A 20,579-nucleotide genomic window follows, 5' to 3' on the forward strand; every position below is an offset into this window, starting at 1 on the left:
CGTGGTTAGATTTTAGTTATCTTTGAAGTCTAAATTTAAATTTGAGAAATCATGCAGACAATATTTGCAATAGGAATGCCTGGGGGGATGGAACTGTTTGTGATTGTTTTTATAGTTCTTCTTCTTTTTGGTGCCAAAAAAATACCTGATCTCGCAAGAGGAATGGGAAAAGGCATCAGAGAATTTAAAGACGCTACCAAAGAAATTAAGAAAGAGGTAGACGATGCAGGTAAAGAAATTGATAAATAAGCTAATTAACAATTGAAGTCTTATCACACACTTGATGAGATTCAAAGAGATATTAGACTTGAGGTAACTTCTTGCAGAGCACTTGTAGAACACTATTTACATAACATTAAGTCGCATTCGGAGCTTAATGCTTTTGTAGAAGTTTATAGTGCAGAAGCTTTGCAAAAGGCAGATATTATAGATCGTAAGATCAAAGAAAACAAAGCCGGCAAACTTGCCGGCTTAATTTTTGGCATTAAAGATTTAATCTGCTACCAAGACCACAAAGTCAGTGGTGCGAGTAAAATTCTTCAAAATTTTGAATCTCAATTTTCAGCTACAGCCGTTGAAAAACTTCTTCAGGAAGACGCCATTTTAATAGGTCGCCAAAACTGTGATGAATTTGGAATGGGATCGTCCAATGAAAATTCATTTTATGGCCCTGTTAAAAATGCGCTAGATCATAACAAAGTAGCTGGAGGTTCTTCTGGCGGATCTGCTGTTGCCGTTCAAGCAGACATGTGCCAAATTTCACTCGGTACTGACACAGGAGGATCAGTAAGGCAACCTGCAGCTTTTTGCGGAATCGTTGGCCTTAAACCTACTTACTCTAGAATTTCAAGGTGGGGATTATTGGCTTATGCCTCTTCATTCGATAGTATTGGAATCTTCTCCAAGAGTATTGAAGACAATGCTCGCGTATTAGAAATTATTGCTGGAAAAGATGAAAAAGACTCCACTTCTTCTTCAAGAGCAGTACCCGCATATAGTCAAAACTTAGAGCAAAAAAACACCTATAAAGTAGCTTATTTACAAGAAGCACTTGACACAGAAGCACTTCAGCCAGAGATTAAAGCGGCTTTCCAAAATCAGATTACAGAGCTACAAGAAGCAGGACATACTGTGGAAGCAGTGAACTTTCCATTACTTGATTATATTTTACCGACCTATTATATTCTTACCACTGCAGAAGTAAGCTCAAACTTAAGCCGATACGATGGAATTCGTTATGGCCATAGAAGTTCAGAGGTCAGCGATTTAGAATCGCTTTATAAAAACTCTAGAACAGAAGGCTTTGGTGCAGAAGCCAGAAGAAGAATTATGCTAGGGTCTTTTGTGTTAAGTGCTGATTATTATGACGCCTACTTTACCAAAGCACAAAAGGCGCGAAAGCTTATAAAAGAGGCCACCGAAAAAATTCTTTCAGAATATGATTTTATTATCATACCAACAACGCCAACAACAGCGTTCGATTTGGGAGAACACTCTAAAAGTCCGATTGAAGTTTATATGGCCGATTTATTTACTGTACAAGCCTCCATTTCAGGGCTTCCAGCTATTTCCGTTCCTGTTGGAAAAGATGACAACGGAATGCCAATTGGACTACAAATTATATCCGCGGCTTTTCAAGAAGCTAAACTTTTTGCATTTTCGAGAAACTTGATTCAAAACATTTGAACAGACGCTATACAATGAAGCGATTACACTGGGCATTATTACTTGTATTTACCTCGCTTTCCTTTATTCAACAAGGACATGCGACCAACGATACTATACCAGAAGAATTTAAGCCAAGCTACGATTACGCACCTGACTTTTCTTATGAAGAATTGCAGGTTCGTTATGACAAGCTAGACCTTGAAATCGATATTTCTTTCAATGATCAGGTCAAGGCATTTATAAATTATTTTACGGTTAGAAACAGAGACTATACGCGTGAAATGATCAGGCGCAGGAAAATATACTTCCCGATTTTTGAGAAATACCTTAAAAAATATGACCTACCCGAAGAACTAAAATATTTACCCATTATTGAATCAGGCTTAAACCCGGGAGCCGTTTCTGGTCCTAAAGCAGTTGGCTTATGGCAGTTTATGTCGCCAACAGCAAAGCAACAAGGCTTACAAATAGACTGGTACATTGATGAACGAATGGATCCTGAAAAATCTACCGAGGCTGCCTGCCAATACATTAAATGGCTCTATGGAATTTTAGGAGACTGGAAAATGACACTTGCTGCTTACAATAGTGGAATAGGAAACGTTCAAAGGGCCATGAGAAGATCGAATAAAAATGACTTTTGGGATGTTTACAAATACCTACCAAGAGAAACCCGATCGTATGTACCTCAGTTTGCTGCCATTCTGTACGCAATGGAATATGCTGACGAACACAACCTCTTTGTTGATGACCTTCAATACCCTATCGACTTTGAAGAAATTGAAGTAAATCAGTTCGTATATCTGAAAGCATTTGCAGATGAAAGCGGAATGGATTTAGGCACGCTTGAAAAACTGAATCCTGCCATTAAAAAAGGAGCCCTTCCGGCAAACGCCAAAGGTTTTAAATTAAAAATACCGAAAGAAGGAATGGCTTTGTATGAAACCAATCGTGAAAACATTTTAGCCAAGGCGGAAGAAGGTAGGAAAGAGTTCGAGAAAATGGCCACTAACATGCCGGGCAGTACATTCGGAAAAGAAAAAGTAGTTTATCGAGTAGTCAGTGGCGATGTATTAGGTACGATTGCAAGGAAACATCAGGTGAGAATTGAAGACCTTAGGGCTTGGAACAACATTAAAGGATCAATGATTAAGGTAGGCCAAAGGCTGAACATCTACACTGGCCCTGATTTCCTTTCAGACAATACAATTGTTACTGCCAAAAAAGTATTAAACCAACCTATTCCTAGTTCTAAGGAATATATAGTTGAGCCCGGAGATACATTATGGGACATCTCAAGAATGTATGAAGGCTTAACAATTGAGCGTATTAAAGAGTTAAACGATCTGAACTCTACCAGTCTAAAACCAGGAATGAAATTGAAAATTGGTTAAAAAAAACTTACAACTAATTTTTTAGTAGATATTGTTTGCAAATCAATTTCATAATACCTTTCTTGACACAAATAACTAAACTAATAGTTTATGAAAAAGCTCTTATTTCTAGCCATGATTTTACTTTCCATATCAAGTTGCGGCAGCAAATCAGAACAGGAAGGTGAAGAATCAAAGAAAATGAACCCTAACCTTCTACCCGATGCTACTGGGCAATCGGGTGAATTGGTAATCGTAATGAACAAAGAGAAATGGGAAGGTCCGTTAGGTGAAGCATTGAAAGAAGTCTTCCATGCCTCAGTACCTGGCTTAAGCCGAACCGAACCTTCATTCACCACACGTGTTATAGAGCCATTTCAGTATAATAGAATTTTTCAGCTCTCGAGAAATGTGGTTTACATAACTACATTGGATGGCACTACCCCAGCTGACAAATATCTACAAGGAATTCTTCCAGACAGTTTTAAAGAAAGGATTCAAAACGAACCTGAACTGTTCATGAATACTTCCGAAAACCAATACGCCAAAGGCCAGAAAATACTCAACCTATTTGGTAAAACTGATCAGGATTTAATCAATCATTTGAAAGAAAACGGAGCCATAATTAGAAACTATTTTAACATGGCAGAACGAGAAAGGCTTGCCACTGACATTCGTGCTTCAGTAGACTCTAGAGCTATTTCGGACCGAATAAAAGATATGTTTGGCTACTATATTAAAATTCCTGTTGGTTTTGAGTTAGCCACTACTTCTGATGACTTTATGTGGTCACGCTTTTTACCCGCAAGGGGCCCAAGCAAAAATATTTTTGTCTATTTCAAAGACTATGAATCTCAAGACGAATTCACTCATGAAAACGTGATCAAGCTTAGAAATGAGGTAGGAAGAAAATACATCTATGGCGATCCAGAAAACAGAGAGTCATATATGATAACTGAAACGGAGTTTATGCGACCTGTTTTCAGAGACATTACTTTTGATGGCAAATACACCGTAGAAATGCGCGGTGCATGGAAAACCAACAACTACTCAGTGGGTGGCACTTTTATAAGCTATACTTTCGTGGATGAAAAAACGAATAGGCTTTATTATATTGAAGGCTTTATTATTCACCCTAATGAAGAACACAGGGAGCTAATTCGCCAAATGGAATCGATACTAACCACCTTCAGGGCGGTAGATAACCCACCATCATAAATCTGCTATTTTAGAGTTACAGACATTGATTTTACTCGAATATTCTTAAATTTAAGCGAAGGCAAGTTCAACTTGCCTTTTTTTTTACTCAAGTACAATCAGAATTTATGTTTGCATACGTAAAAGGTAAACTCGCCTACAAGGATCCGACTTTTGTAATCATTGATATTCAAGGAGTTGGGTATGAAATCAAAATATCACTGAATACTTATTCCCAAATCAAGGATGAAGAGCAATGCAAACTCTTTACTTACTTCCATGTAAAGGAAGACATTCAAGTACTTTATGGCTTTGCCGATGAGGCAGAAAAAAAACTTTTTACGCTACTCATTTCGATTTCAGGTATCGGCCCTTCTATTGGCCTTATGTTCTTGTCATCGTTAAGTCCTTCTGAAATTATAAATGCCATTGCCACTGAAAATGTAGCCACCATTCAAGGAGTGAAAGGTGTAGGCGCAAAAACTGCTCAAAGGGTCATTTTAGAACTTAAAGATAAAGTAGGAAAAGAGTCTGCTGATATGGCAGGAGGAAATATTACCTCTTCCTCCATTAATACTATAAGAAACGAAGCCTTAGCTGCGTTAGTAACTCTAGGCATCAACAAGGTGGCTGCACAAAAAAGTATTGACAAAATTTTGAAAAATTCTGAAGGGCAAATTTCACTCGAAGAATTGATCAAATTGGCACTAAAAGCGGCCTGATTTTTAGGAAGACTTGATCAACCAAACCATCAAAATATTACTCCTGATTTGCATAGGGTTCACCTTTTTAGGTGGGGCTACTAAAGCCTATGCCTATGAACAACAACAGGACTCTACTAGCATTAGCTCTGACACTACTGAATATATAAAAACCACATACCCCAACTTTGGGCTGAGGTACCGCGTTGGTGATCCTCTCACGAATAGAAGATTAAAATCACCCTTACTTTTCAATAACCTAAACTTCTTTAATCAAGAATACAGATTGGATACGGGTAAATCTTTGGTGTATAGCGAAAAATTTGGAAGTCAATTTTTGGGCCCTCCTACCCTAATCCCCTTTAATGTAGCCCTTCAGCAAAGAGAAGAGCAGGGAAATAGAGAGTTTTTGGCCGAAAAAGCCAAAGCCCAAGACGGAGAAAGCGCAGTGAGCAACCGCGGGCAACTTATCCCTCCTATTGCTTTAAGCCCCTTTTTTGATAGGCTCTTCGGTGGTGATGAAATCAATATCCAAACCAGCGGTTTCGTTCAATTAGATTTTGGTGGGCAATTTCAGAGGGTAGACAACCCTGCAATCCCCATTAGGCAACAACGAACGGGTGGTTTTGAATTTGACCAAAACATTCAAATGAGCTTGCAAGGCAGTATCGGTTCCAAACTTAAAATTGGTGCCAACTTTGACAACCGTAACTCCTTTGATTTTGAAAATCAGCTCAAAGTAGAATTTGGCGGCTTGGAATCTGACATTGTGAAAGCCATTGAACTGGGAGACGTAAGTTTACCAGTAGCTAACAGCCTGATCAGTGGTGCTCAAAACCTTTTTGGTTTCAAAACTCAGTTGCAGTTTGGGCGACTTTACGTTACTGCCTTAGCTGCTACCCAGCGTGGTCAATCTCAATCTATTGAAGTTGAAGGTGGAATTCAAAGAAACGAATTCGAAATCAGAGCTTCTGACTATGATGAAAACAGACACTTTTTCCTAGGTCAGTTTTTCAGAGACAATTACGAAAACTGGCTGAGAAGTATTCCATCAGTTATTTCTGGACTGCAGGTGACAAGGGTTGAAGTTTATGTGCTTAACAGAACCAACAACACCCAAACACTTAGAAATTTTGTAGCCTTTATGGACTTGGGGGAAGGCGACAGAATTTATAGAGAAAACAATGCTTTTGTAGGAAATGGCACCCCAAACTCACCTACAAACAACGATGCTAACAGCTTATATCAAAACCTAGTTAATGATCCCCGCTTACGTCAGGCAGACCAACTGAGCTCTATTTTAGAAGATGAAAAAGGTCTGGAAAAAGCACTGGATTTTGAAAAAGTAACAGGCGCCCGAAAACTTGACCCATCGGAATATTACTTCAACAGCCAACTCGGGTTTATCTCATTAAGCAGGCAATTACAAAGCGATGAAGTGTTAGCTGTTTCATACGAATATAGCTACCAAGGAAGACGGTTTAAAGTAGGAGAGCTTACAGAGGATTATCAAAATAGAACTGAAAGCGAAGCCATTTTCCTGAAATTACTTCGACCAAGTAAAATCAATACCCAAGTACCTACTTGGGATTTAATGATGAAAAACATTTACAACCTAAACGCTTCAAACATTAGCAAAGAAGCCTTTCAGCTGAGAGTAATTTACAGAGATGACAACACAGGGATTGACAACCCAAGTTTGCACGAAGGAGAAAACACCAAAGATGTTCCGCTCATTAGAATTTTGGGATTGGACAAATTAAACCAAAGTGGAGACCCGCAACCCGATGCTAACTTCGATTTTGTTGAAGACTTAACCATTAACACGGAGCGTGGTTACATGCTTTTCCCTGTACTGGAACCCTTTGGGCAAACCCTAGAGAATAAATTTGCTGCGGGAGAACAGTTTCTAGTGGATAAATACGTTTTCGATACACTCTACCGCACAACAAAAGCCGATGCTGAGTTGGTATCACGGCTCAATAAGTTTTATATCAAAGGAAGTTTACAATCAGGTTCTTCTAATGAAATCAACCTTAATGCCTATCAAATATCACCTGGTAGTGTGCAAGTGTTAGCAGGAAACACTCCTCTTATTGAAGGCTCCGACTACACGGTTGATTATTCTTTGGGCAAAGTGAATATTATTAATCCTTCAATTCTAAATTCAGGAAAAAAAATCAGGGTAAATTATGAAAAGGCCGACCTATTTAATTTCCAATCACGCACATTAGTTGGAACACGTTTAGACTATATATTAAACCCTAAAACAAATTTCGGATTCACATTTCTGAACCTAAATGAACGTCCGCAACTCACTCGTGTAGGCATTGGAAATGAGCCAGTAAACAATACTGTTTGGGGGCTCGATGTAAACTATAGTGATGAATCTCGCTTCCTTACTAAAATGGTAGACGCGCTTCCATTTATTGATACCAAAGCGCCTTCTACTGTTACTTTTAGTGGAGAAATGGCACATCTTATTCCAGGCACTTCTAACAAAGTAGACGGAGTAGGCACTTCTTATATAGATGACTTTGAATCGACAGTCACTCCTTTTAGTTTAAACAACCCAATCAGCTGGAAATTTGGATCCACCCCAAAAACAGACGATAACAAATTCGACAAAAGTAATGAAACAGCCGACAGGCTTGGGGCAAACTACAAAAGAGCCAAACTGGCTTGGTACACCATCGACAACGTAATCTATAGAAGTACAGGAAGGTCAAGACCACAAAATATAACAGCGGCTGATTTAGAAAACCATTACGTTCGTTCTGTTGGCCAAAACGAAGTAATTAAAAGAGATGCCCAGCAAATAATTGTAAACGAGCCTTCGTTCGACTTGGCTTATTACCCATCAGAAAGAGGCATTTACAACTATAACCCAAATCTAACGCCAGAAGGGTTTTTACCTGACCCGAAATCTAACTTCGGAGCCATTACTCGTGCCATTTCAAATGAAGTCGATTTTGATAAAACCAATATTGAGTACATCGAATTTTGGATGATGGATCCATTTATCAATACAACCAACGGAACACCCAACAACCCAAGGGGGCTCATCGATGATGGTATTAATACCCCAAAATCAAACACCACAGGGGGAAAGTTTATTCTGAACCTTGGTAGTATTTCTGAAGATTTAATGAAAGATGAAAGGCATGCCTTCGAGCAAGGGCTGCCTGCTGATGGCGACCCAAGTATTGAAAATGTAGTAGAAAACGAATGGGGCCGAGTGACACGTCAGCCTTATCTAAACCCTGCATTTGATAACTCTGGGGACGCTAGGGCTAATCAAGATGTTGGACTTGATGGATTAAAATCTTCTGATGAGCTTACCTTTTTCGCTAATTACTTGAGTTCGCTTAACGTAAATGCTACTGCCAGACAACAAATTGAAGCCGACCCTTCAGGTGATAACTTTCAATACTATTTGGGAGACGATTTAGATATAAAAGATGCTAAAGTTTTAGAGCGATACAAAAACTTCAATGGTTTAGAAGGGAACAGCCCAATAAATAATGGCAACCAACTTTACACACCTTCATCTACCAACTTACCAGACAATGAGGATTTAAACCGAGATAACACGCTAAACGACCTAGAAGAATACTATGAATACGAATTGAATTTAAAACCAGGGCAACTCGAAGTAGGTAAAAATAACATTGTCGATCAGGTTTCAAACCCTATTGGCGACAGTGGAGATATTGTGAACTGGTACCTATTCCGTATTCCTGTAAGAAAACCCGATCGTGTTCAAGGAAATATCAATGGCTTCAAATCTATTCGCTACATGCGTACTTATTTCACTGACTTTGAAGAACCAGTAGTGCTTAGGCTTGTAAATTTCAGATTGGTTGGAAGCCAGTGGAGAACATTCCAAGAAAGCCTGTTCGAAAAAGGTTTGAACGAAATTCCAGAACCTTCAGACCCGAACTTTACGGTTTCTGTAGTTAGTATCGAAGAAAACAGCCAAGGTAGTCAGGGCAGACCTCCATATGTTTTGCCACCAGGAATAGAACGTGATAGAGATAATACTTCGGCCGTAGAAAGAAGACGCAATGAACAATCGCTACAACTTTGTGTAGACGACTTGAGAGATAAAGATGCCCGTGCAGTATTTAAAAATGTAAGTCAGGACATGGTGAACTACGGAAGAATCAAAATGTTTCTTCATGCCGATAGCCAAGATAATCTAGCTCCAGGAGAAGTAACTGCTTTTCTAAGGCTTGGTACGGACTTTACCGAAAACTACTACGAAATTGAAGTACCATTGACCATGACTCCATCGGGATTATTATCTCCAGAAGACATTTGGCCAGAAGAAAATGAAATCGACCTAGCCTTCAGTAGTTTGTACGAAGTTAAATCTAGACGAAACGCTAGCAATGCCAACCTCAGCTTACCTTATACCGAAACCGTTGATCGCTATAATATCACGGTGGTTGGAAGACCAGACTTAAGTACTGTTCAAACCCTAATGATTGGAGTGAGGAACCCAAGCTCTCCAGACTTAGAACCAAAGAGCTTTTGTATTTGGGCCAACGAACTTCGTGTAACAGATTTCGATTCAAATTCTGGAATTGCTGCCAACGCTAGGCTCGATGCCCAATTAGCAGATTTAGGAAACGTATCGGCTTCATTAAGGCATTCAGGTATTGGCTTTGGAGGAATTGCCGATAAAATTTCTGATAGAAACAGAGAAAAAACTACACAGTATGATATTTCTACCAGCTTAAAATTGGGCAAGTTCTTTCCAGAGAATTGGGGTATTGAACTCCCCGCTTATTTTAGCTTAGAAAATTCCCGATCAATCCCTCAGTATGATCCACTCGATCCTGATTTACCATTGGAAGATGTACTTAATTCCTTCGAAACAAAGGAAGAAAGAGACGCATACTACAACAAAGTAGTAGATCAATCGAAGCGAAGAAGTTTCAACTTCTCTAATGTGCGAAAAAGAAGAGTTAACGCAGATGCTCCAAAACGCATTTACGACATAGAAAACTTGAGCTTTACTTATGCCTATAACGAAATCACTAGAAGCAACATTAACACCGCCTCTTATGATTACAAAAATTACAGAGGAGCAATAACGTATAGCTATCAACCAATGGAATGGTTTATTGAACCATTCAAAAACATAGGTTTTTTAGGCTCAAAATGGCTTCAAATTATTAAAGACATTAACTTCAATTTAGTACCAAACTCAATTACTATTAATGGCAATGTAAACCGAAGTTTCTTAAAAACTCAGCTAAGAAATTCAGACCTTGGCACTGAAGGGATAGATCCATACTTTGAAAAGTCGTTCACCTTCGACAGAAGCTATGCGGTAAATTGGAACCTGACCAAAGCACTAACACTAGATTACTTCGCAAACGTAAATGCTATTATTGACGAACCTGAAGGGGATATTAATACCGATATAAAAAGAGATTCCGTTTGGACCAACTTTAAAAACTTTGGCCGAATAAAGAATTACACCCACACCATTAATTCTAGCTACACCCTACCCTTTGAAAAAATTCCTGTTACGAATTGGCTAAACTCTACGGTAAGTTATGCCTCTACTTATAACTGGAAAGCTGGTGCCATCGGTCAAGCTGATAGTTTGGGAAATTATGCAGGCAATACACGCATAATCAAACTAAATGGGAAGATTGATATGCAAAAAATCTATAATAATATTGGACTACTAAAAAAGATAAACTCACCTACCCGTAGTAGGACTCGACCAACAGGAATAGCAGCAAACGACACAACCAAACAACGAAAAACCATTGATCAGATGCCAGCTTTAAAGGCCTTGTTAAGAGCCGTTATGATGGTAAGAAGCGCTACTTTCGATTACTCTGTTGCACAAGGAACCGTACTGCCAGGCTATATGCCTGATGTTTTCCTTTTTGGGCTCGATGAAGATATGAAAAATCCTAGTCTGGGCTTTATTGTCGGTAGTCAAAATGCGGCAATACGCAGGCAGCTGGCCTATGATGGACTTTATGCGCAAAGCACATTCCTAACCGCCCCGTTTACACAAGACAAAAATATGAGCTTTAACTACTCAACAGTATTAGAACCGTTTGGCGATTTCAGGATAACCCTAACAGGAAGAAAAACGCACTCTGAAAATTATCAAGAGATATTTAGACGAGATGATGTTGCAGGCGATTACTTAAGCATTAACCCAAATCGAACCGGTACCTATATTGTGTCTTTCAACATGATAAAAACTGCTTTTGAAAAAGACGATAGCAATGACGACTCTCCTCTATTTGCCAATTTTGAAACCTATAGAAATATCTTAAAATCTAGATTAGATCAGTCGAATGATGCAGGAACTTATGACCTTAACTCTCAAGATGTAGTAATCCCAGCATTTTTGGCAGCCTATTCAGGTCAAAGCCCAGATGAGATTAAAACCTCAGCATTCCCACGTCTTCCTATACCGGGCTGGTCCTTGAATTATCGAGGATTAACAAAGATTGATGCCGTTAAAGAGTTATTTAGTACGGTGAGTATCAGCCATGCTTACAGCAGTCAGTACAGTGTAAGTAATTACATCAACTCGGCTTTATATACCTCAAACCTAACTTTAGATAATCAACTTAATGATTATGGTTTGGCAGATCAGTTTAATGAAGACGGCAATTTGGTGCCTATTTTCACTTCTCAGCAAGTAGTTCTTTCAGAAAAATTTTCTCCGCTAGTGGGCATAAATTTAAAAACAACCAGTAGTTGGAATCTTGATGTCAATTACTCCAAGGAAAGAAACGTAGCGCTGAACTTATCTAATATCCAAGTCACAGAACGGTCAGCAAACGATATCAGCATGACCTTAGGCTACACCAAAGCAGGAGTGAAAATTCCATTTAGAATTAGAGGAAGAAAAGAGACTCTGCCAAATGAATTACGCTTTAACATGACTTTTAGTCTAAGAGATAACAAAACGGTTCAGCGAAGAATTGACGAATCAAGCATTGTTACAGAAGGGATCAAAATTTTCCAATTGAACCCAACAGTAGAGTATAATATAAGCGATGCACTTCAAGTTGCTTTCTATTTTGAGAAGAATATAAACGAGCCAAGAGTGACCACAAGCTTCTTAAATGCTAGAACTGCCTTTGGTGGAAGAATTAGATTCAGTTTGTCTCAATAAACACTTATTTTTCGCAAAAATCCGTTTATTTTTGGTCGAATTTATTTTAGAGAAATGAACATACCAGAAAACTTATTGTATACCAAAGATCACGAGTGGATAAAGGTTGAAGGCGAAGAGGCAACAGTTGGAATTACTGATTTTGCTCAAAGCGAACTAGGTGATATCGTTTATGTTGAAATTGAAACAGAAGGTGATTCGCTTGACAAAGAAGAGGTATTTGGCACTGTAGAAGCTGTTAAAACCGTATCTGACTTATTTATGCCACTTTCAGGTGAAGTAAAAGAGTTTAACAGTCAACTTGAAGACGCTCCAGAGACAGTGAACTCAGACCCTTATGGAGAAGGTTGGATGATCAAAATCACTATGAGTGATCCTTCAGAAGTAGACGGCCTAATGGATGCTACTGCTTACAAAGCATTGATTGGTCATTAGATCCAACTTACCCATTGCGCTCGTTTATTAAACAGTATTGGGCCAGCGTATTATGGGCCATAGTTTTGGCAGTATTAATGTTATTGCCACAAGATTCTTTTCCAGAGTCTAAATTACTTTCATATGACAAACTAGCCCACTTGGGTGTTTTTGGAATTCTTAGTTTTTTAGTACTTCTAGGTAAAAGAAATAGAAAAGACAAAGCACGGCTTGAAAACAAATACCTAATACGTTCGTTAACTATATGCATAGTTTACGGATTGGTTTTGGAATTATTGCAGTCCGTTGTACCTGGTAGAATGACAGATATCTATGATTTGCTCGCAAATACAATTGGAGCTATTGCAGGTGTCGTAGTTTTTTCTACTTTTATAAAATATTAGTTTGCGAATACCAAACTAATGTCATAGTTTTAAAAGTGTAACTAAAAGAGATTATGGAAGCTAAAAAGACTCCGTCAGCAGACTTGAACAAAAAGTCGAGCCTATTCTTAGCAATAGGTCTGCTAGTGAGCCTTGGTATTACATTCGCTGCCTTTGAATGGAAAAAAACTGAAAAAGGTGAGTTGATGGATCTAGGCATGGCAACTGACGATTTTGAAGATTTAATTGAAATCCCACCAACCGAGCAACCACCACCCCCACCTCCTGTAAAACAGCAACCTCAAATTATTGAGATTCCTGATGAAGAGGAGATCGAAGAAGAAATCGAGATCAATTTGGATGTGGAGATCACTGAAGAGCAAGAGGTTGAAGAAATTGTTTTTGAAGAAGAACCTGAAGAGGAAGTAGGAGATGAAATTTTCCTAATTGTTGAAGACAATGCTGAATTCCCAGGAGGTGACGCTGAATGGAACAAGTTCTTACAGAAAAACCTTAAATACCCTCGTTCTGCTCAAAGAATGGGAATCGAAGGTGCTGTGTTCTTATCTTTTGTGGTTGACAAAGAAGGTAAAATTTCAGACATCACTGTAACTAGAGGTATTGGAGGGGGCTGCGATGACGAAGCAGTTAGAGTTTTGGAGTCATCTCCAAGATGGACCCCAGGAAAGCAAAGAGGTAGAGCCGTTAAGTCAAGAATGGCCATCCGAATTCTTTTCAAACTTAAGTAATATAAAAAAGCCCAATGAACTTGGGCTTTTTTAGTTTAACATTAACTAGTTTTTTAGTTTTATATTGAGTATGTTTAGTTAATGATTTATGCAGGCATAAAAATCAGTACCGCCTCTATAAATCGGTTAACAAATTCATAACCTTAAATTATAAAACTATGGAAGCTAAGAAATCTCCATCGGCAGACATTAACAGAAAATCAAGCCTGTTTTTAGCCATTGGTCTGTTAGCTAGCCTAGGCATCACCTTTGTTGCTTTCGAATGGAAGCAACACGAAAGAGGTGAGCTTATGGACCTAGGCATGGCAATCAACGATTTTGATGATTTAATCGAAATACCCCCAACAGAGCAACCACCACCAAAAGCTCCTCCTATTCAACAACCAAAAATCATTTCCATACCAGATGATGAGGAAATTGATGCGGATATAGAAATCAATATTGATGTGGAAATCACAGAACAAACCGAAATAGCTGACCTGGTTTTTGAAGACCAGCCCGATGAAGTAGTTTCTGATGAACCATTCCTGATTGTAGAAGAGATGGCCAAATTTCCAGGGGACGGATGGAATAAGTTCTTAAACGATAACCTAAAATATCCGCGTCAGGCCCAGCGAATGGGGATTGACGGTGCCGTTGACCTTTCCTTTGTTGTCGATGCCAATGGTGTAATTTCCGATATTGAAGTAACACGTGGTATTGGGGGTGGTTGTGATGAAGAAGCGATTCGTGTGCTTAAATCTTCGCCAAAGTGGATTCCTGGGAAACAGAGAGGAGTAGCCGTGAAATCGAGAATGGCCATCAGAATTAAATTTCGACTGAAATAGAAGAACGCCCAATTGAATTGGGCTTTTTCATCCCTCAAATAACTAAATAATTAGTTTAAATATAAAATTATGGAAACAAAAAAGAATGCTCAAGTAGATATTGAAGGAAAAAGACCTCTTTTTCTCTTCATTGGCTTAACCGTTAGTTTGGGCTTAAGCCTAGCAGCTTTTGAATACAAAACTATACCAGCAGAGCCATTTGTATTACCCTACAATGAACAAGATCACAGAAGCTTTGATGAGCCTCCTATTACAATCCAAGAGCCACCAAAGCCTATTCAACAACCGGTGCTTCTGGAGGTTCCTAATGTAGAAGAACTGAATGAAATCATAGACTTCACCTTTGAAATAGAACCCAATAACTTTGAAAGTATGGCATTGGATGAAGTCATTACAGAAAAAGCCGAAAAAGCTGAAGATCCGTTCATCGTTCTGGAAAAGGAAGCTTCCTTTCCCGGAGGTAATGAAGCTTGGGCTAAATTTCTAAATAAGAACTTTAGGTATCCAAGAAATGCTCAGAAAATGGGAATTGAAGGTAAAGTAATTCTCACTTTCAATGTAGCTGCCAATGGCGAAATTTCAGATTTGAAAGTCGTAAGAGGCATTAGTAAAGATTGCGATGCAGAAGCCATCCGGGTACTTAGTAAATCTCCTCGGTGGAATCCAGGTGAGCAACGAGGCATTCCAGTGAAATCACCAAGACAAGTGACTATTCATTTCAAACTCAATTAATTCATACAACGCAAGAGGCCTGCTTTTATAGCAGGCCTCTTTAAAATTCGTACAGATCAATACCATTAAGCTTAGATGATGTTTAAGAGCTGCTCTTTTATCTTTTCTAACTCATCCTTCATACACACTACGAAACGTTGCATAGGTGCATAATTGGCCTTAGAACCAATCGTGTTGATTTCTCTACCAATCTCTTGGGAAATGAAATTCAGTTTTTTTCCTTGTGAGTTTGTCTCCTTTAAAATCTCTAAGAAGTAATCAAGATGAGCGTTCAATCTAACAAACTCTTCGCTAACATCAAGTTTTTCGATAAAGTAGATCATTTCTTGTTCGAACCTATTCACATCAAACTGATCAGACCCGACTAAATCCTTTTGGTGACCTTCGATACGCTCTCGAATAGATACTAACCTTTCTCCTTCTACTGCCTTGATGTCATTAAGGTAATTCCCAATATTTCGAATATAAGACTCAAGTTCAGATTGAAGTTTTGCTCCTTCTTGCTCTCTAAACTCATTACAGTGTGCAATAGCGGCAATTAAATTCTCTTTGGTAAATTCCCATTGCTGGGCAATTACCTCCTCATTAATACCCGATCCCGACATCACTTCAGGGCTGTGCAATGCCAACCTAAAAAGATCTCTCTTTTCGGCACCTACTTCACTAGCAAGTTGATCATACTCATTATAATATGACTTAAATAAGGCATGATTCACTTCCTGTTTTGAAGCCTCGGCATCATCTGAGCTCATCTCGATATTTACCGCTACTTTACCTCTTACCAACTCCGAGTTCAATATATTCCTGATTTCGAGTTCCTTGTCCTGTAGATGTCTTGGCAGACGAATTTGGGCGTCAAGAAACTTAGAATTGAGTGAGCGAATTTCAACAGAAACTTGCATTGCGCCTTTCTGCGCTTTAGATAGGCCGTAGCCCGTCATTGATTTAAGCATGTAAATTGGTTTTAAACAACTTGCGAAGTTAAGCCTATTCGGCCAATCTCAAAAAGTAATTAAAAATCGTAACCGATCGATATTTGAAGTTTTGGGTTTCCAACCTTAAAATCTTGTATTGGCCAAGCTAAGTCGAGCCTAGAGAAAAAACCAAAGAGCATGGTTCTCATTCCTACCCCAGTACTTTGTAACCAAGGATTACTAAAGTCATTAATTACTCCAGAAAACGGAGAACCTGGGACTACAATTTCTTCAGTATTTACATCATTTCGAGCTTGAAAGGCAGAAATCTCGTACCAAGCTGAACCTATATCATAAAAACCAAGAAACTGAAGATTTCTAATAAAGCTAGACTTAGTATCAGCAGTAGCCAAAAACTGATTTACCGGCAACCTAAGTTCGCCAGACAATGTCAGCACTGTACTTCCCTGAAAAGTGTTATAAGAGTAGCCTCTGAGGTTGGTGAATTGATTAAATAAAATATCGCTGTTATCATTCAAGGTCTGTAAAAGGAAAGGATCAGGTTCAGAACCTTCTACGCCCTCTCTTTTATTAAAGGCCCAATTATCCACGCCACCAAGTAGATAGGACTTTGGCGCTTTTCCTCCATAATGCCCAAAAAACACTCTTCCTGCTAAGTAAACTCCTTTGGTGACTCTTTGATAATGCCTAATATCTGCTTCAATTCTATTGAAACCCACAGCATGTTTATTCAATTTTGAATGCGATTCAAATGTCAGTTTAGCTCTAGTCCCCTCATGTATGTTGGTTCCACCCGTCAAACTGTTATCAAAAACAACGCTTGTATTCAGCCCCAAATAATTAGCCGTTTTTTCCGCCACTATTCCAGATGGTGCATTAAGAAGCAACAAATAGTCTAAATCAATATATCGGCTCTGTTCAAAAAACGGAGTTACCTCAAGTCTGAGATACGGGCTAAATGGTAAAGCAGCGCCTAATTCAAATCGATTGAGGTTATATCGTTGTGATTGAGGTGTTGTATTGTCTCTTAATAAAATTGACTTACGATAATACTTAGCTTTTAAGTCAATGGCTTCTTTAAGGTACTCGTACTCCAAGAAAACATCGTAACCACTATTAAAATTGTAGGGAACTAATGCACCTCCATGAAGTCTATGGTTTTCTAAATAATCATTCATCTGAATTTCTAGTAACTGAGAAAACGATCTCAGTTCATCTATTACGAATGATGTCACTACATTATTCGTTTGAAAACGAGGTTCGTATGGAGTTGGACCTTCAATGGTATTCTTTAAACCTCTGTTTTGATAAAGGCTTAAGAATGATCTACTAGCCCCTTCATCAGATACAGGTGTTTCAAATTTGTAATCTTTAGAATTTACCTTCGATTCATTTTTGAAAACGTAATTTTCAGTATCAATGGCGCCTAATTTTAGAGAGTCAATTTTTGGTTGTTTTGGTACTTCAGCTATTTTTTTGGCTTTAGTGAGACTATCGGTATTTTCAGTATCTAACAGTCTCTTTCTTCTAATTTCGCTTAGTATTCGGATACTTTCAAGCTCTCTCCTTGGAGTAGCGGGCGTAAAAATATGCTGAATACTCCCTAGACTCTCCAGGTAAATAACGTCCTTAGAATCCAGTGTAGATATAAAAGCTATTCGACTATTATTCTGATCGATAGAAAACTCCTTGATTCCAAAACTGTAATTACTCATTTGTTTACTGATAGAATCATTCACAGTATGCAGATAAAGATTATTCACACCCTGTTGATCGCTCAAGTAATAAATCTCGTTCAGGCTTTTTGCAATAGGATTAGATTCTACTGAAAGGGAATTTGTTAGTTTCCCATATACGCTATCTACCAAGTCTAAATCATAGGTGTAGAGATTAAACTGGTTAGAACTTACCTCTTTTAAGTCAATTGGCCCATCTACATAAACACTGTCTGTTGGTCGGTTAGAAGAAAATAAAACTACATTAGTTTCTGGCAAAAAGCTGATATCTCGATCATCATAACTATCATTTGAAATTCTTCTGATCGTTCCTCTATTCACTAAGAACAAATAAGCATCACTTTTTCCGTTCACAACGCCAGTTAAGGCTGCTAACCTACCACCTTGTTTAAACTCAAAACTCTGAATCTGGCTTACAGTAGGAATGGCCAATACCTGCTCTCCTTTCGCTCCGACTCTCTTAATGGTTACTGTGTTTCTTCCTTCAGAATAGGCAACAATTCCCAAAGTAAATTCATCTACCCAGCTCAAAAGCGGATAATTACTATTTACCTCTTGTGCCAACAGTTTGATTCCGCCTTTGTAAAGCACTATCTCTTCTCGAGAGTCCATGTTAATTACTCTCACTTCGTACTTCCCATTATCAAACACCGTGTAGGCCAGTAAAGAGCCTTCTGCATTAAATTTCAAATGATTGATTGCAGATGTTTTAGATCGACTACCGGAAATAACTTGTGATTCAGGAAGCCTCTTGTAACTCTCCATTATCCGGAGGTTCATTTGAGAATAGTAAGCTTTCCACCCAGTCATGAAATCCTTATAAGGAACACCCAGCGTTTTGGAAATGCTGCTTTCTTCATCTTTAACAATTCTAGCTAAGTTCAGAATATTTGAAATATCTCTCTTTCCGTAGGTTTGTGCTATGTAATTCCAAATCGATTGCCCTAATAGAAGATTGGTCTCTTTGCTTAGTTTCGAAAATTTGGCAGGTTGCTCTTGTGACACATAGTCTCTTGCAGTATCATCCATTTCCTTCGTCCAACCATAGGCTACATAAGCAGAAACACCATCGATAAACCAATTGGGAATTGGCGATGAAAATGTTGATTGAAACATTTCGGCTATGTTCCCACCAAACCACATTTCTTCAACTAACATTTTGGTGAAGTTGAAAATCAGTTCCTCTTTAAACGAAGTGTAATCTCCAGAAAAAGCCACTTCAACTTGAGATTTAACGAAATCAGTTTGACCACCAATGGTAAAGTCATCTCCTTTAACACCTACATTGCTCTGCTGCTTTTCAGCTATAGAGTTGTATAAAAATATCCTTGTCTGAGAATATGGAAAGAACCCAATTGTTTCTGTAACTCTGCTAAACTCAGATTCTAAATAAGCAATAGACTTTTTCGCCAAATCTTCTCCGCCATCATAATAGTAAACTTCAAAATTGTTCGATTTTAAGTATTGCCAATTAAAGTATTTGTATTGAATTCTATTCTGCCCGTATTCTTCACGATATACCTGCGCCTCTGAAGAAAAAGGAATAGACAAAAAACCAATGGCTGCAATGGTTATAATGAATGGGTAACGTAGAGATTTAAGCATATATCTTCTTTACAGAAAAGACTTTTAATATAACGAAAAAAATCGCTCAATATTGACCTCACTATCTATGTCCTTGTTCTTTGTTAAAAACTCGGTTAACTGCTTAGCATAATAAGGGATGAGAGAAACTCCTTTTGTACCAAATCCATTAAAAGAAATAAGACTTTTAAATTCAGGATGTTGACCAATAATGGGTTTTCTATCTTTTGTCGCGGGCCTTACACCAGCCAACTGATATTCAATTTCATACGGAAATTTAACCAGCTCGTTTAATTTATGTACTAACACGTTTTTTGCTTCAATGGTTGGCTTTTCATCCAAATTTTGATGATCGTAGGTAGAGCCAACTTTGCAAACTCCGTTTCCTAATGGAATAACAAAAACACCTCTGTTGTGGATTACCCTTAAGTTTTCTTCTGTCTTAATTATCAGGAGTTCACCCTTTACAGGCCTTAACGGAATCCAACCGAAATATTGTTCCTCTAGTGATTTATGACCGTTGCAGAAAATTACCGATTTGCATTTTATACCCTGATAACTGGTATAACCCTCTTCAAATTTTAAGTCAGCTGGATTAAAATACCCTTTCGTCAAACTCTCTTTCTCATCTAAATACTTTGCAGAAGCCTCCAAAAGTTTACCGGTATCTACAAAACCAGATTGGTTTAACAGAATTCCACCAAAATCATCACTCACTTGATTTCCATAAGCCGAACTATTATGTACCGCCTGTACATAAGAAGAATAATCTATGTCAGCACTTTTACCCATCCATTCATTCAATTCCTCTGGAGAAATAAATGGTCGGTAAATAGGAATATCGTTGACAAAATCGGCCTCTAACTGTTGTTGAAGTTTAGGGTAATAATCCGTCAGGTAACCAAACAAATTGTCTGCGTTCCAAGTTTTGGCCATCTTACGGCCAGTCACCGGATTATAAAGGCCTCCTGCAATTTTTGAAGAATTGGAAAGTAACGGATCGTCAAAAACCATTACGCTACAACCCGCATTTATCAAGTGATTGGCCAAAATACTTCCAGCCAACCCCTGCCCTACTAGAATATAATCCACTAACATTGGCCGAATTTAAACCA

Annotated in this window: 14 protein-coding genes; 11 read left to right on the plus strand and 3 right to left on the minus strand. The window is 38.4% G+C overall.

Annotation, left to right across the window (positions count from 1 at the left end; all coding sequences use genetic code 11):
* The first annotated feature begins 51 nt into the window (after positions 1 to 51).
* From MB14_RS00140 to MB14_RS00190, 11 genes are all read left to right on the plus strand, one after another.
* Complete coding sequence (locus tag MB14_RS00140; protein WP_062587448.1) at positions 52 to 249, plus strand: Sec-independent protein translocase subunit TatA/TatB; 198 nt, start codon at positions 52 to 54, stop codon at positions 247 to 249.
* A 12-nt stretch (positions 250 to 261) separates the two neighbouring features.
* A complete protein-coding gene (gatA, locus tag MB14_RS00145; protein ID WP_062587450.1) occupies positions 262 to 1,686 on the plus strand; it encodes an Asp-tRNA(Asn)/Glu-tRNA(Gln) amidotransferase subunit GatA in 1,425 nt (474 codons plus the stop codon).
* Positions 1,687 to 1,700: 14 nt separating this feature from the next.
* Complete coding sequence (locus tag MB14_RS00150; RefSeq protein WP_062587452.1) at positions 1,701 to 3,062, plus strand: lytic transglycosylase domain-containing protein; 1,362 nt, start codon at positions 1,701 to 1,703, stop codon at positions 3,060 to 3,062.
* Positions 3,063 to 3,152: 90 nt separating this feature from the next.
* Positions 3,153 to 4,259, plus strand: coding sequence for a DUF4837 family protein (locus tag MB14_RS00155; RefSeq protein ID WP_062587454.1), 1,107 nt, complete (start codon positions 3,153 to 3,155; stop codon positions 4,257 to 4,259).
* A 107-nt stretch (positions 4,260 to 4,366) separates the two neighbouring features.
* Complete coding sequence (gene ruvA / locus MB14_RS00160; protein ID WP_062587456.1) at positions 4,367 to 4,960, plus strand: Holliday junction branch migration protein RuvA; 594 nt, start codon at positions 4,367 to 4,369, stop codon at positions 4,958 to 4,960.
* A 13-nt stretch (positions 4,961 to 4,973) separates the two neighbouring features.
* Positions 4,974 to 12,104, plus strand: coding sequence for a T9SS outer membrane translocon Sov/SprA (gene sov, locus MB14_RS00165; RefSeq protein WP_246032622.1), 7,131 nt, complete (start codon positions 4,974 to 4,976; stop codon positions 12,102 to 12,104).
* A 54-nt stretch (positions 12,105 to 12,158) separates the two neighbouring features.
* Positions 12,159 to 12,539 (plus strand): glycine cleavage system protein GcvH, encoded by a 381-nt coding sequence (gene gcvH, locus MB14_RS00170; RefSeq protein WP_062587458.1) that lies wholly within the window; start codon positions 12,159 to 12,161, stop codon positions 12,537 to 12,539.
* A 14-nt stretch (positions 12,540 to 12,553) separates the two neighbouring features.
* Positions 12,554 to 12,922 (plus strand): VanZ family protein, encoded by a 369-nt coding sequence (locus tag MB14_RS00175; protein WP_132644090.1) that lies wholly within the window; start codon positions 12,554 to 12,556, stop codon positions 12,920 to 12,922.
* 53 nt (positions 12,923 to 12,975) lie between these two features.
* Entirely contained in the window at positions 12,976 to 13,650 is a 675-nt protein-coding gene (locus MB14_RS00180) for an energy transducer TonB (RefSeq protein WP_062587462.1), read from the plus strand.
* 158 nt (positions 13,651 to 13,808) lie between these two features.
* Complete coding sequence (locus MB14_RS00185; protein WP_062587464.1) at positions 13,809 to 14,477, plus strand: energy transducer TonB; 669 nt, start codon at positions 13,809 to 13,811, stop codon at positions 14,475 to 14,477.
* Between the two features lie 69 nt (positions 14,478 to 14,546).
* Entirely contained in the window at positions 14,547 to 15,209 is a 663-nt protein-coding gene (locus MB14_RS00190) for an energy transducer TonB (protein ID WP_062587466.1), read from the plus strand.
* A gap of 71 nt (positions 15,210 to 15,280) precedes the next feature.
* Here MB14_RS00190 and MB14_RS00195 read toward each other — a convergent pair whose 3' ends face one another.
* From MB14_RS00195 to MB14_RS00205, 3 genes are read right to left on the minus strand one after another with little or no spacing between them, the layout of a single operon-like run.
* Entirely contained in the window at positions 15,281 to 16,162 is an 882-nt protein-coding gene (locus MB14_RS00195) for a YicC/YloC family endoribonuclease (protein ID WP_062587468.1), read from the minus strand.
* A gap of 59 nt (positions 16,163 to 16,221) precedes the next feature.
* Positions 16,222 to 19,485: a TolB-like translocation protein gene (locus tag MB14_RS00200; RefSeq protein WP_062587470.1), complete on the minus strand. Its 3,264-nt coding sequence runs from the start codon at positions 19,483 to 19,485 to the stop codon at positions 16,222 to 16,224.
* A 24-nt stretch (positions 19,486 to 19,509) separates the two neighbouring features.
* The gene (locus tag MB14_RS00205; protein ID WP_062587472.1) at positions 19,510 to 20,562 is read right to left on the minus strand and encodes an NAD(P)/FAD-dependent oxidoreductase; all 1,053 of its coding nucleotides are present in this window, start codon (positions 20,560 to 20,562) and stop codon (positions 19,510 to 19,512) included.
* Positions 20,563 to 20,579 lie beyond the last annotated feature (17 nt).

It is taken from the genome of Roseivirga ehrenbergii, from assembly GCF_001593005.1.
In the GTDB taxonomy this organism is placed as follows: domain Bacteria; phylum Bacteroidota; class Bacteroidia; order Cytophagales; family Cyclobacteriaceae; genus Roseivirga; species Roseivirga ehrenbergii.

Excerpts from the sequence above, each read along its gene's own strand:
- MB14_RS00190 (WP_062587466.1), top strand. The coding sequence starts at position 14,547 with ATGGAAACAAAAAAGAATGCTCAAGTAGATATTGAAGGAAAAAGACCT.
- MB14_RS00200 (WP_062587470.1), bottom strand. The coding sequence starts at position 19,485 with ATGCTTAAATCTCTACGTTACCCATTCATTATAACCATTGCAGCCATT.
- gcvH (WP_062587458.1), top strand. The coding sequence starts at position 12,159 with ATGAACATACCAGAAAACTTATTGTATACCAAAGATCACGAGTGGATA.
- MB14_RS00140 (WP_062587448.1), top strand. The coding sequence starts at position 52 with ATGCAGACAATATTTGCAATAGGAATGCCTGGGGGGATGGAACTGTTT.
- MB14_RS00205 (WP_062587472.1), bottom strand. The coding sequence starts at position 20,562 with ATGTTAGTGGATTATATTCTAGTAGGGCAGGGGTTGGCTGGAAGTATT.
- MB14_RS00150 (WP_062587452.1), top strand. The coding sequence starts at position 1,701 with ATGAAGCGATTACACTGGGCATTATTACTTGTATTTACCTCGCTTTCC.
- MB14_RS00155 (WP_062587454.1), top strand. The coding sequence starts at position 3,153 with ATGAAAAAGCTCTTATTTCTAGCCATGATTTTACTTTCCATATCAAGT.
- MB14_RS00180 (WP_062587462.1), top strand. The coding sequence starts at position 12,976 with ATGGAAGCTAAAAAGACTCCGTCAGCAGACTTGAACAAAAAGTCGAGC.
- MB14_RS00195 (WP_062587468.1), bottom strand. The coding sequence starts at position 16,162 with ATGCTTAAATCAATGACGGGCTACGGCCTATCTAAAGCGCAGAAAGGC.
- ruvA (WP_062587456.1), top strand. The coding sequence starts at position 4,367 with ATGTTTGCATACGTAAAAGGTAAACTCGCCTACAAGGATCCGACTTTT.
- MB14_RS00185 (WP_062587464.1), top strand. The coding sequence starts at position 13,809 with ATGGAAGCTAAGAAATCTCCATCGGCAGACATTAACAGAAAATCAAGC.